At 43.1% G+C, this 13,325-nt stretch carries 9 protein-coding genes and 1 pseudogene; 6 read left to right on the top strand and 4 right to left on the bottom strand.

Features of this window, described 5'->3' with window-relative positions; translation table 11 throughout:
* The 5 genes from F607_RS34805 to F607_RS0120405 all read left to right on the top strand — a co-directional run.
* On the top strand, positions 1-260 hold a 260-nt coding region (locus F607_RS34805; protein WP_027709572.1), incomplete at its 5' end, for a hypothetical protein.
* A 73-nt stretch (positions 261-333) separates the two neighbouring features.
* Positions 334-603: a hypothetical protein gene (locus F607_RS0120420; RefSeq protein ID WP_027709571.1), complete on the top strand. Its 270-nt coding sequence runs from the start codon at positions 334-336 to the stop codon at positions 601-603.
* Between the two features lie 474 nt (positions 604-1,077).
* Positions 1,078-2,091 carry a hypothetical protein gene (locus F607_RS0120415; protein WP_027709570.1) on the top strand — a complete coding sequence of 338 codons (1,014 nt, stop codon included), beginning with the start codon at positions 1,078-1,080 and terminating at the stop codon, positions 2,089-2,091.
* A gap of 466 nt (positions 2,092-2,557) precedes the next feature.
* Positions 2,558-2,941, top strand: coding sequence for a hypothetical protein (locus tag F607_RS0120410; RefSeq protein ID WP_027709569.1), 384 nt, complete (start codon positions 2,558-2,560; stop codon positions 2,939-2,941).
* A gap of 13 nt (positions 2,942-2,954) precedes the next feature.
* A complete protein-coding gene (locus F607_RS0120405) occupies positions 2,955-4,376 on the top strand; it encodes a hemoblobin-interacting domain-containing protein (RefSeq protein ID WP_169719830.1) in 1,422 nt (473 codons plus the stop codon).
* 73 nt (positions 4,377-4,449) lie between these two features.
* On the opposite strand, the gene F607_RS0120400 is transcribed toward F607_RS0120405, so the two are convergent.
* Together F607_RS0120400 and mnmC are read right to left on the bottom strand one after the other, a co-directional pair.
* Positions 4,450-5,853, bottom strand: coding sequence for an NAD(P)/FAD-dependent oxidoreductase (locus F607_RS0120400; RefSeq protein ID WP_230400444.1), 1,404 nt, complete (start codon positions 5,851-5,853; stop codon positions 4,450-4,452).
* The gene (gene mnmC / locus F607_RS0120395; protein ID WP_038291925.1) at positions 5,853-7,925 is read right to left on the bottom strand and encodes a bifunctional tRNA (5-methylaminomethyl-2-thiouridine)(34)-methyltransferase MnmC2/FAD-dependent 5-carboxymethylaminomethyl-2-thiouridine(34) oxidoreductase MnmC1; all 2,073 of its coding nucleotides are present in this window, start codon (positions 7,923-7,925) and stop codon (positions 5,853-5,855) included. Before mnmC ends, F607_RS0120400 begins: the two co-directional genes overlap by 1 nt.
* 438 nt (positions 7,926-8,363) lie before the next feature.
* Between mnmC and F607_RS0120390 the strand changes: the two genes are divergently transcribed.
* The gene (locus F607_RS0120390) at positions 8,364-11,627 is read left to right on the top strand and encodes a sensor domain-containing protein (RefSeq protein WP_027709565.1); all 3,264 of its coding nucleotides are present in this window, start codon (positions 8,364-8,366) and stop codon (positions 11,625-11,627) included.
* Between the two features lie 35 nt (positions 11,628-11,662).
* Here the strand turns inward: F607_RS0120390 and F607_RS30770 are convergent.
* Positions 11,663-13,024: pseudogene (locus F607_RS30770) on the bottom strand (amidohydrolase); the annotation flags it as partial.
* Positions 13,025-13,059: 35 nt separating this feature from the next.
* On the bottom strand, positions 13,060-13,325 hold a 266-nt coding region (locus F607_RS0120380; RefSeq protein WP_027709564.1), incomplete at its 5' end, for a transposase.

Below are 13,325 nucleotides of genomic sequence, written 5' to 3'. Positions count from 1 at the left end.
CAACGCCTGTATTAATGGGGTTGTATTCCTTAGCCTGTGTTATCGCCAAAGAAATGAGACAATCCACTCTTTTACAACCGGCATTAACCAGTTGGTATGACAAAAAAGATCAAGCAACATTTTCCGATGTCATCGCATTTATTAGGCGAACAATTTGGGCTGAAGAATATTTTTCAAACTCAAGTATAAGTGATGACTTTATTAAATTAACACCCAATGACGCTGACACTTTAATTAATCAACTCGCGATGGCTGCTTGATGGCCAAAGTCGAGACTATAAGAAACGTAAGAAACTACGCCGTCAAGCTGAGTGGGGAGATTGGATTAAACAATTGCTAGCAGATTGGTTTTTAGGGCGTTTTTGGGCATTTAAATATGCAGCCTTAAAAGAGCGGTTATATAGTGTTGAATTTTCACCGGAAGCTGAAGAATGGTCTAAACCTTTACCTGAAGAACAGTGGGCTAAGCCTTCTGCTGAGCTGGTTGAACTCGAAAAAAAATGGCGGCAACGATACAAACGTCGTGAAAAGTTTTTTGATATGGATCGTCGAATTGCTGAGGCAAAAGCTGAAGGGCGCTATTATACGCCAGTTAATGAGTAGTGCGTTGGTAGTCAACTATTGTGTGTATACCCTTCGCGAATCAATTTTAGGGTTTGTTGTCATCGCTCTTCACCCCAGTCACTTATTAATATAAGCTCCGGGGGCTTCATCGCTTGACGGCCGCCCCTAAAAATCCTTCACTGTGGGTATAGATGCTGAAACAGGGTCATTTATTTCACTCATGTCAGAAAGCCTTCCCTGGCTTCTGACATTACCGGTGCTCCCGGCACCTGCTCCATAAACAACCCTGCCCCAGCATATAACCATGGTGCTAATTTCAATCAGAGTGGTTGTATGCTTTTAAAAGCTTGAATTTACTTATGAAGGTGTTTTTGCCACTAAGTTGAACAGGTTAGCAGACTGTCTATGGCATGGATGCCATAGTCAAGCGTATAGGGATATATTAACAGCGGGTCTGCGTTGCTGTTCTGCTTATAAGGCACTAGCCATTATTGTGACTAAAACATTTATAGCATGAAAAAATATAAGTTCTCAGATGTTGAGCAAAGTGATGATGTTAACTCACTGATACTGTCACCACTTCCAGTATGGACGGGTTATAAGGCATCAGACCCTTTAAAAGTACTCACAAGAAAAAATGATGTTTATATCGATATCGGAAGTGGAAATGCTAAGGAAGCATTTGAGTTGCTTTATTCTGCTTTGTTCATTTCTGCATTAGTATTTATGGTTTTAATACTATCCTTATACTTTTTACTTGAGGCTCGTTTTAATTTACTCACAACATTCTTAGGTGTTTATAGCGTATGGCTATTTGTAGCACTTATTTTTATTTTCTATGTTATTTATTCTCACTTTAAGTATGGCAAAGAAAACATGCAGACCCGCTTTAATCGACAACGTCGAGAAGTGGCGTGGGTCGATGAAAAAAAACAGCTACATCGAGTGCCTTGGGAATCGTTTAAAGCTTGGGTGAGTAGTGCGAGTACAATAGGGGATAGTGTAGCTTATCGGAGTTCATTATTTGGTATGGGACCACCTGCCCCTGATGATCCGCATGGGTTTTTAGGCGTTTGGCGCATGCCATGTGGTACTGAGCTAGCTGGAATTATGCAGTGGGAGTGTATTCGTTCATTTATGGAGTTAGGCCCTGATCATATCCCTGATGTTGATATGACTCAGCGAGATGCAACCTTGCACTATAAGAAGCGTAAAAAACTACGCCGCCAGGCTGAGTGGGGAGATTGGATTAAACAATTGCTAGCAGACTGGTTTTTAGGGCGTTTTTGGGCATTTAAGTTTGCCAAACTTTTTGAGCGGCTTGAGTCAGTAGAAATATTTCCTGAAGCCGTTGAATGGTCTAAACCTTTACCAAAAGAACAATGGGCTAAGCCATCTGCTGAGCTGGTTGAACTCGAAAAAAAATGGCGACAACGTTACAAACGTCGTGAAAAATTTTTTGATATGGATCGTCGAATTGCTGAGGCAAAAGCTGAAGGGCGCTATTATACGCCAGTTAATGAGTAGTGCGTTGGTAATCAACTATTGTGTGTATACCCTTCGCGAATCAATTTTATGTGCGCTATCCATAGCGCTCACCCTAACGGGCCAGCGAAGCTGTTCTAATGTGTTCCCGACACATTAGTAGGGTTTGTTGTCATCGCTCTTGACCACCGCCACTAAAAACCCTTCATATTGGTTATATAAAGTGAACCACTAACAATTTTTAAAAATAGTGTATGTAACTGGACATCTATAATGGCTGTAATTAATATACCTACCGCCAATACTTTTGTCCCGAATGAAAGGGATATAAAACAATAATAATGAGTGTACACTTTATGCTCAGCCCATAGTGAAGGGGCTGTACGTGTAATTCAAGGTGTCATAAAGTAACCACTGAACTGGATTAGCCTGTTAAAAGGAAGTCGTGCACTGTGTAATTGGGTAATTACGCAGTGTTAGGTTATTGAGATTCAAATAGGGATACATTATGAATCGTTTTAATAAGGCTATCATTCAGGGTGGTTTGTGGTTATCTGTATGTAGCTTTGCTACTTTACCTCTGGTACTTGTTGCTAATGAAGGATCTTCTGTTGACCATAGCTCTGTTGAAAATACAGTAAATGAATACATGAAAATGGATAGTTCTGGTATTTATCGTATTCAACATACGGCTTATGCTGTCATCCATTTGAAAAAAATACTCCCCCCTGATGCACGTTTTTTCTTGAATGGAAAAACAGTGACTTTTCAAAACGTTGATACCACAGGATTGGTGTTGAAGGTAGAAGTAAGAAATCTTGGTGATACCTGGTTAGAAGTCAGGTCAGCACAAGGATCGATTCACCAATTATTGACGTTGAAAAATGGATAAGGGAGTGCTGAGCATGAAAAAACAAGTAATCGTTGTTTTTGGTGTTTTACTATCTAATGTATCATCAGTTTATGCTGCACCAGATAAAGTCTTTGGTTATTTACGTATGTCGGTTTTTGATTACCATACCCGTTATTTTGATGAGGCTGGTAGTGTCCGTATTTATCCAAAACAAGCGCAAATTGATTTAACGGCAGATCAACCCAAACCTCAGTATTTATTTGCTGATGATACCCCTTTGGGTAATGATATTGTGATTTCTTTTGCGCCAGATGCAGCGTGGACTCAGGCAATTTACAAAGTAGCCAAAACAGATGCGTTAGGAAACCCCGCCAATGAGCGTGAATTAATATGGCAATTACGGGATAATGCCATTGTGATAGATAGTAAGTCGGCTCCCCTTGATGGGTTTAATGGTGTGCATGAAATTGTGGTGCGAGCTCATGGCTATAAGCCACGTTTTATTAATGTCCACTTGACCCAAAAAGCCCCTAAGATTTTTGTTTCGAATGGTCGACAACCAATGGTAGGGCAGGAGCTTACCCTTAAACTAAAAGGTTTTAACTATCGTTTTAAAAACCCTGTTTATGAAGTTGTTATTGATAATAAGGTATTGGCTGACAACGACTATCGTGTTGTTTCAAATTTGGTGACGATAAATGATCATGTGGTTTCGACCCCAGGGGTGCATACTATACAAATTAAAGCCTGGGGATTTGAAACGGCCAAACGGGCGTTAAAGTTTGCTGCAGGATATAACGATGCATCATCTGTTATGTCGACTGAGGGTAGTGCTGCTGATTCACCAGCCTCAGGGCCTTATATGAATGCTGCTGTCGTATTTGACTTTGACTTGGTTAGTAATGCTTATATTTTGCAAGCACTTGGCTATAAGACACTTGCTGTAGAACGTATTATTGATGCATGGGAAAATACCGAAAAAACGATGGTGATAGGTAATACTGCGGCACTTTTTTACAGTTGGGAAGATTATACCTATGCCACAATGGAAGCAGAGGTCGAGGGGCAACATCTGACTTTTGACGACTTTGTGCAGTTAAACCCTGAAGAGTATCAAGGGCGTCCTTATCAAGTGAAGTATATGTTGGCTGATGGACATTTTGGCGAGGCTGTGGCTTTTAATCAGGCAGTAGCGGTAGAAGCTCCAGACGTCGATGCATTTTTCGATGAGCGAACAGGTGCCGTCGAAATCCGTTCAGCGTCAAATCAGTCTAGTGAAACACTCGTGACCTGGTTACAGCATCTTGAGCGTGTCAAAGTAGGTGCTACGCAATTGTGGGACTATGAGTATACGATTACAGAAAATGCTTTAATCATCACTAGCCGTGAGCGATTTATGCGGGGAAAAAATCGTATTACGCTAACCGCTAAAGGCTTTAGGGATGTGACACTGGAAGTACTAATGGAAAGGTGAGGCCGGTTAATTGACTCCTCCTGCAGTAGAGGACCTTCTTGGTCTCTACTGCTCATGGTGCGTTTATGCTGCGTTAATGTAGCCAATCCCTTAGCTGGTAATACAGCATACCTAATGCGAGTAAGGGTGACCGAAAACGTCTTCCCCCTGGAAAATTATGGTGTTTTATTTTTTCAAGGACGGCAAAACGTGTATGGTCACCATTAATAGCTTCAGCAATTAATTGACCTAGTAAGTGACTGGCACTCACTCCATGACCAGCATAGGCTTGTGCATAAATAATATTATTATCAATGATCCCTAATTGTGGCATACGATTCATACCAATGCCTAAATAGCCCCCCCAAGCATAATCGATTTTAATGTCCGACAATTGAGGGAAAACCTTGAGCATGGCAGGGTAAAGGGATTGTTGAATATTTTTAGGGTGTTTTCCTGTGTATGTACAAAGACCGCCAAATAATAATCGGTGATCGGCAGATAACCGAAAATAATCTAGTACCGTTCGTAAATCACATACTGCCATATTATAAGGCAGGAGCTGTTTGGCTCGGAGTTCACCCAATGGTTCTGTCGCTATCATATAGCTGCCAGCAGGGAGAATTTTACCACTGATTTCTGGGATTAAATGACCTAAATAGGCATTACCTGCGGCTACTAAATAGTTTGCTTTTATAGTGCCATGAGGCGTCTGAATGATTACTTTTTTTCCGCGGCTAATGCTGTGTACAGGTGAGTTTTCGTAAACTTGCACGCCTAGTTTGGTGGCAGCTTGGGCTTCGCCTAAACATAAGTTTAACGGATGAAGGTGGGCGCCCCCCATATCAATAAGGCCACCAATATACCTTGAAGAGTTGATATACTGTTGGATATTTTCTTGATTAACTTGTTGTAAACGGTGAGGGTAATGGTAGTGTTCGCAGGCTTCAATATGTTCTGCAATGGCTTTCATATGGCTGGGTTTTAAAGCGGTTTCAAGAAATCCCCAGGTAAGATCACAGTCTATTTGATATTTATGGATTAAATCGGAGACGCACTTTACGGCTTCATGCCCCATATCCCACAGTAGTTGTATACCTGTTTCACCAAGGGTTTTACGAAAAGGGTCAAGTCCATGACCAATACCTGTTAGTACTTGACCACCATTGCGTCCAGAGGCTCCCCAGCCCACTTGATGTGCTTCCAGCACTGCAACGTGATAACCCTGCTCAGCCAGTGATAAAGCGGTGCTTAAGCCAGTAAAGCCAGCCCCAATGATACACACATCAACCCTTTGTTCACCCTGAAGTTGTGGCCAAGTCCAGGGCTTTCGTGTTGCAGCATAATACGACAAAGGATGTGTTTTTGTGTGAATTAGCGAATCATAGTTGAAGCCATCAAGCATAGGTGGATTATCCTTATTATCAGTACCTCCATAGTTTGGAGGTACTGTTTCTAAACTTCGTTTCAGTGGTATATCAATAGCATGTTGGATCACTATATTTGTCGGCGTTTTAATCCTCGTATTAAAAAGCGGCAGGGGTGAGTAGCCTGTAATACTTCTGTTGTCAGAGGTATTGGTTCACCTGCTAGGTAACTTGCTAAAATTTCGCCAGCCAGTGGTGCGGTGATAAGCCCCCTGGAACCATGAGCTGCGGTAATCCATAATCCAGGTAGATAAGGTGGAGGCGTGGTGAATGTGGTACTGCCATTCTGTCGGAGTGGGGCATAGTGTTCAATAAAGGGTATTTGGTCAGGTATTGGCCCTACAATGGGTAAATAATCTGGGCTACTGCAACGAAAGCCGACCTTGTCATTGTTGAGGGAGTCAGGCTCCAAAGTGTTTTTGGCAAGCTCATAAAGCTCTGGCATAAGTTGACTCAGTCGCTGAATGTTCTCCCGTCGATCCTGGGCTGAGCAAGTATTCGCATCATTGTCATGGGTAAAGGTTGCACCCACATGTAATAAATTATCGACCATGGGTGAAATATAACCATCACCACATATTACTGTTTTTGGACTCAGGCCCCGATAAGGCAGTTGACTGACTTGACCTCTAATAGCCTTCATAGGTAGTTCAACATTTGGTAATAGTGACTGGCAGGTATGGCCTGCGGCAATGATAACGTGGGCTGATTGCCAATATCGATCTGATGTATTGACTTGCCAGTGTTGTTCATGGCGTTCTAGTGATGTTACCTGCTGCTGGTAGTAGGTAGTGATATTAGGATGGGCCAACATAGCTTGACATAACGCCTGTGGCCAGACCCAACCACTACTGGGCCACCATAAACCTGGGTATTGAATGTTGCTGCCTGCACGTTCAGTTAATTGCTCTGTGGTTTGGTATTCAAATAATTGTTCAGGAAATAACTTACTGCTTATTAAGGCTGCCTGACGTTTGGCTTCTTGCTCATTAAATGCTAATTGAATTAAGCCGCAGTTATCCCAGCTTTTGCCTTGATGGGTTTCTGGGGGTAATAGTTGTGGTAGAAGACGGGTGGTGTATTGATAGCCCGCTAATATCAGTTGTGATAGTGGTGTTTGGTGAGGTGAGAGCTTGGCATAAAGCATGCCTTGGCGATTACCAGATGCCGCTTTAGCTGGTCCTGAATGTTGGTCAAGGACCTTAACATGCCAGCCTCTCTGGGCAAGGGAAAATGCAGCACTGGCTCCTGCCAGACCTGCACCAATAATAATGGCTTCTTTATTGAGTGTTGTATTTGTTGAGTCGTTAGATTTTTTATTTAACGCATAGCCATTTGGCTGTGGAGGGTGCCACCAGGGAATCGTCTTTGCTATTGATGGATTACTCGTTAAGTGGCCAATTAACATATCGCGCTTATGGCCAAACCCTTGGACTTTCTCTGTAGAAAAGCCCGCAGCTTGTAAGCCTCTTTTTACTATACCTGCAGCAGTAAATGTACTGAATGTGGTGCCTGTTTTACTTAGGCTGGCCATGGTCGAAAATAACTCAGGTTGCCACATTTTGGGATTTTTTGCGGGGGCAAAACCATCCAGAAACCAGGCGTCAATAGCCCAGTTGTTAAGCGTTGCTTGTCTACGTTGCTGTGCTAAATGTGGTAGTTGCTCTAAAGCATCACCAATTAAAAGTGTTAGTTGGACATTGCCATGGGCAAAATAAAACCGGTGCATACCTTCAGTAAAAAAAGAGGGGTATTGAGCAAGTAATTGTTCACAAAGAGGGTGTAGTTCTGGCCATAATTTGAGTGCTTTTTCTAAATCATTTTTGGTTAGTGGATATTTTTCTACAGAAATAAATGATAAGGATTGCGTCGGCTTGCAAGCCTCAAGCCACAGCTGCCATGCACATAAAAAATTAAGTCCGGTGCCAAAGCCGGTTTCTGCAATAATAAATTGTTGATGGGTATCAAGTTGCTGCCAGCGTGTTTGCAACTGGTTATGCTGTAAAAAAACATAGCGGGTTTCTGCTAAGCCTGACTGGCGTGAAAAATAGACATCATCAAACTCTGCAGATATAGGCTGCCCGTCTTCATTCCAGAGTATGTTCGCAGGCTGTGTTTTTTGGCTTGGATGTTCGGTGTTCAAAACTACTTACTCCTAGTATCCATCAACTGTTTACTCATTTATAACGTTTTGTGGGTATATGATACCGAAGATGGTACTTTTTTTTCCTGTGAATTTTTTTCCTGTAAATGATTTTTTTGCAACTGGCGCACTGAATAAGCATTAAAGAATATTGTTGAAAACTGGCTACAAATTGCAAGAGAGGCATGAATACAAATATTTGACAGCCTCTTTGTTACTTTATTGAAGATTTTTTAGATTAGGGTAATTGTTGACGCTTTTTTTTACTGAACTATTGCCCGATAGCGGTGCTGAACTACATTTAGATAAAGACTTGGTTAGCCAAGGAAGGTGGATGCTTGTGTGACAATTTAAGCGGCTTTAGTATGAGCAAGTTGTTGAGTGTAGGTTTTATAACTTAGCCCATGTTAGACGTTAAGCAGCCTTCGAGGGGGTGGGGTGATAGCTAATTTTATTGTTATCACGATCATAATGCAGTTGTTGGTGCTGTTTTGCTTTCGATTGCGGCATCATTTGAGCCTAGCCATTACCTACAGCATGTTGGTTATCCTGAGTGTGCTGTTATGGCGCTTTGGCTATGCTGATCTGCGTTTATCAAAAGATCCTCAATCACTATTGTTGGTAGATATTGCCATTTATAGCAGCATGATGTTGCAAATTCTGCTGTTGTATATCTATGAAGGTGATTTTGCTGCACGCGTAGGTATTGGTATATGTGTTGTTAGTGCATTAGTACCAAGCATGAATCTGCTTCTTATTTCCCTCTCTGCAGAAAAAATAGCCGTTGACCCTATGTTTATGGTGCCTTTACTTGGACCAGGCTTACTGAGTGCATTAGTCACTATTATCACCTTTATTTTAACTGCAGTGACCTGGGAGTGTATCCAAAGGTTAGAACAGTGGTTACCTTTGGTAGTCAGAGTAATGATTACCGTTTTGGGGGTTTTATTGCTCGACCTGCTGTTTAGGGAATTTACCGCGTTTACAAATTATCTTTATGCTCAAGATATTACCCATTTTGGCATTATCGGCGTAGGCGTCGCTGTTGTGGTTGCGACCTTATCGTTGCTGCTCTACACCAAGTGGGAAAGTCTCCCTACTCAGGGACAGACTGAAAAGCAGCTTTTTTCCATTTTCTCCGGCCATAAGGAAATGCAGCAAGAAGTCAGTCAGCTGCGAGAAACGCTGGAGAGAATGCATGCACCAGTCACCACTGCAGAGGGCATCAATGCTGCCAGTAGCCAAGTGCAGGCTATGTTAAACAGCCCAGTCATTCAGGTTTTTTCGTTGGATCTGGACTTTCGCTATACCTTGTTCAATGAAACCCATCGGCAGCTGATGCAGCGGGTAACAGGTAATGAAATTGGCGTGGGCATGGAGTATTTGGCGTTGGCTGAAAAAATTATCAACAAAGAGGAAGGGCTGCGCTTTTTTAACCAAATTGTGCGAGGTGAGACTTCGCAAAAGCAGCAGGCCTATCTATCGATCGAAGGGGAACGCATTGTCTATGATATGCGTTACTACCCAACGCTAACCTCTGATGGCTACATTACGGGGATTACAGGGTTTGGCGTTGACATTACTGAGCAAAAATGGGCCGTAGATCGTCTTAAAGAGTCTGAAGAGCGTTGGCAGCTTGCCTTAGAAGGGAGTCAGGATGGTATTTGGGACTGGGATGTAGTGAATAATGAATTTTTCTACTCTCCGCGCTGGTATGCCATGTTGGGTTATCAAGAAGGGGATATGAGTAATAAAGGACAAGAGTGGCTGTCCATTATTCATCCCGATGATCGTGTAAAAACCCTAAGGGAGCTTCAAAGCCATACCAGTGGTGATACCGAACTTTATATCAGTGAACATCGTAAGCGCCATAAAGAAGGCTATTATTTTTGGGTATTGGAGCGAGGAAAAGCCCTCTTTAATCGGCAAGGTTTTCCCGCACGATTACTTGGGACAGTATCCAATATTAACCCAAGAAAAGAAGCCGAAGAGCGGCTCAAAGCCAGTGAAGAGCAGCTGCGTTATGCTTTTGAAGTGGCAGATGAGGGCATCTGGGATATTGACTTGCAGCAGAACAGGGTATTTTACAGTCCCCGCTACATCACCATGATGGGCTACAGCCCTGATGAGTTTGGCCAATCACTGGATGCCTGGATTAAATATGTTCATCCAGACGATCAGGAACACGCCCGAGAGTTCTTACTCCATAAAGTGGTTGAAGAAGGGGAGCATGAAGCTCAATTTCGCATGATCCATAAAAATGGGGAAGTCATACACATGCTATCTCGCGCTAAAGTGGTTGCTTATGATGTTAACCAGCAACCAGCTCGGGTTATTGGTATCCACAAGGATATCACTGACCGGGTATTGCGCATGGAGCAGATTGAAAACATGGCTTTTTATGATTCCCTGACCAATTTACCGAACCGCCGCTTACTCCTTGAGCGTGCACAGCAAAGCCTCTCTATCGCTAAACGCCACAATCACAGTATGGCCGTGATGTTAATTGATTTAGATAAATTTAAGCACATCAACGATACGCTGGGACATGATGTGGGGGATGGTGTTTTAGTGGAGCTAGGTCGGCGGGTTAAAAGTTGTTTACGGGAGATGGATACACTGTGCCGTCAGGGAGGAGATGAGTTTACAGTGATTCTTCCTGAGTGTAACTCTGTGCTGGCGCTAGACTTAGCCAACCGTATTCATGACACCTTTCATGAGCCTTGCAATATCCACGGTAATCAAGTTCAGCTGGAAGCCAGTATAGGCATAGCCTGTTTTCCTGAGGATGGTGATACACTGTCTGAACTCTTTAAAAATGCGGATGTGGCGATGTATCAAGCTAAACATAAAGGGCTTGAAGTATCACTCTTTCAGGAAGAGCAAGCCGAGGTTATGCAGCGCCGAGCCAGACTGGAGAAAGACTTGCAGCATGCGATTGGCTCTTCTCAAATGTATTTGCTGTATCAGCCTCGTTTAAGCTTACTCAATGGTGAAGTCACTGCGGCTGAAGTGTTAGCGCGGTGGAATCATCCTGAATACCAAATGATACCTCCTTCCGAGTTTATTCCTATTGCTGAACAGTCAGGTTTGATTCATCGGCTAGGTCGCTGGGTGCTTGAACAGTCTATTATTCAAGCAGCAAGCTGGAAACATCAGGGCTATTCACTTCGGGTGGCAATCAACGTATCCGCTTATGAACTGCAAAATCATCAGCTGCATACTAATATTCGTGACTTGTTAAATAAGCACCAATTACAGGGTTCTGATATAGAGTTAGAACTCACTGAGACAGCCGTAATGTCAAATGTTGAAAGCTCTGTGATGCTGCTCAATGATATTAAGGAATTGGGGGTAGGGATTTCTATTGATGACTTTGGAACGGGGTATTCTTCCCTTAGTTACTTAAACCGCCTACCTATTTCCTGTGTCAAAATTGACAAGCAATTTGTCCATCAAATTTCATCTTCAACCTCTGAGGGTGAAGATGATGTCGTCATTGTGCGCTCAATTATTACCCTGGCAAAAACAATGGGCCTAAGAACAGTGGCAGAGGGCGTCGAAACCATTGAGCAGCAGCAGTACTTACAACACTTGTCTTGCGATGAAGCACAAGGTTATTTGTACTGTAATCCACTTGATCCTGATGGTTTGGAAAACTATTTAAGAACTCATCAACCTATTAATAAAATTGCTTCATAATAAAAATAAGATCAATTGTCAGCGCTGTTATTTTGTCAGTTGCTTTTTATTGAAACACCTGCCTTCAGCTGGAATGGGTCTTGTTTTGGCCATACGCGTTTACCCGCTACAAACGTTGCCATGACCTGGGTTTGCCAGATGCTATTGTCAGGAATATTAAATAAGTCCCGATCAATAATAATAAAGTCAGCGTACTTGCCGGGTTCAAGTGTGCCCAGTACCTCTTCTTGAAAGGCCGCATAAGCCGCATTGACAGTAAAGAGTGCCAGAGCATCTTCTCGATTTAGGCGTTGGCTAGGAAGCCAGCTTGCTCTCGGTTTTAGGGTTCGATCCTGCCGTGTAACAGCCGCATGTAAGCCATAAAAAGGGTTGGCAGGTTCAACAGGAAAATCAGACCCACCCGTGAGGATAATTCCGTGTTGTTTTAAGCGTTGCCAGGCATACGCACCGTCAAGCCGATCAACTCCCAAGCGTTGTTCAGCCATATCGCGGTCGCTGGTGGCATGGGTAGGCTGCACGGAAGCTATTAAGTGGAGTTGACTGAAATGGTCCATATCCTTAGGGGCAACAATTTGCGCATGTTCTATGCGGTGACGACCTGGCTGCTCAGCATTTAAGGGCTTGATATTAGCTTTTGCTAAACGCTGATAAAGTTTGATTGCAGTACCATTTCCACGATCGCCAATGGCGTGGGTATTTATTTGCAGTCCCTGTTGATAGGCAAGTTGTACCTTTTTAACCGCTTGTTCCAGGGAATATTGTAGTAAGCCTTGTTGTTTAGGTGCATCGGCATAGTCTTTATAAAGTGCGGCGCCTCGGCTACCGAGTGCACCGTCCAACATCAGCTTAATACTGCGCCAGGTGAACATGTGATCCGCTGTGAAAATGGGGGCTTTCGGTAGCCATTGCAGGTAATCTTCTGCACTTGCTGAAAGCATGGCATAGACGCGAATGGGGAGCTGGTGTTGTTGGGCGAGTTGTTGGTACAAAGAGAGGGTTTCTCCAGAAACGCCTGCATCATGCACACTCGTGATACCTAGTTTGGCGAGCTGTAATAGTGTATTTTTCAGTAATTGTTGCTGGTCACTGGGCTGGGCTTCAGGAATATGGGCTCGTACCAGATCCATAGCGCGATCGATAAAAATGCCTGTTGGTTTACCTTTCTCATTGCGTAGAATTTGCCCTCCTTCCGGATCGGGGGTATTGGCATCAATCCCGGCAATTTCCATGGCTTTGCTGTTGGCCCAGGCAGCATGACCATCAACCCGCCGTAACCAAACCGGTCGATCACCTATAACCAAGTCTAAGTCTTTAGCCTGAGGGTAAGCTTGAGGCTGCCAGCGCATTTGATTCCAGCCTCGGCCGATCAACCACTGTTGTTTAGGATGTTCAGCGGCAAATTGTTTTAGGCTCTATATGGATTCCTAGGGGGTTATATCAATAGCTCTATTAGATCATTAAGTAAGCTTTTTCCTCGGCACTTTATATTGTACACAAACTCAAATAATGCTAAATAAAAAGGTAGTTTTTCTTGAGAAATACCTCGATGAGGTCTTAACCATGAGCGTAGTAATGACCAACAACCTTCAATGGTGTTAACATGTACTTCGTGAAAACCATCCCCATCTTCATCACGAGCATACTCCCCTTTCCCGTGACAAACGGTTTTATGTTGATATCCCCAACTCTTTAGTCGTG

Source organism: Zooshikella ganghwensis DSM 15267 (assembly GCF_000428585.1).
Taxonomy (GTDB): Bacteria; Pseudomonadota; Gammaproteobacteria; order Pseudomonadales; family Zooshikellaceae; genus Zooshikella; species Zooshikella ganghwensis.
This window is presented reverse-complemented; position numbering and strand designations above follow the sequence as displayed.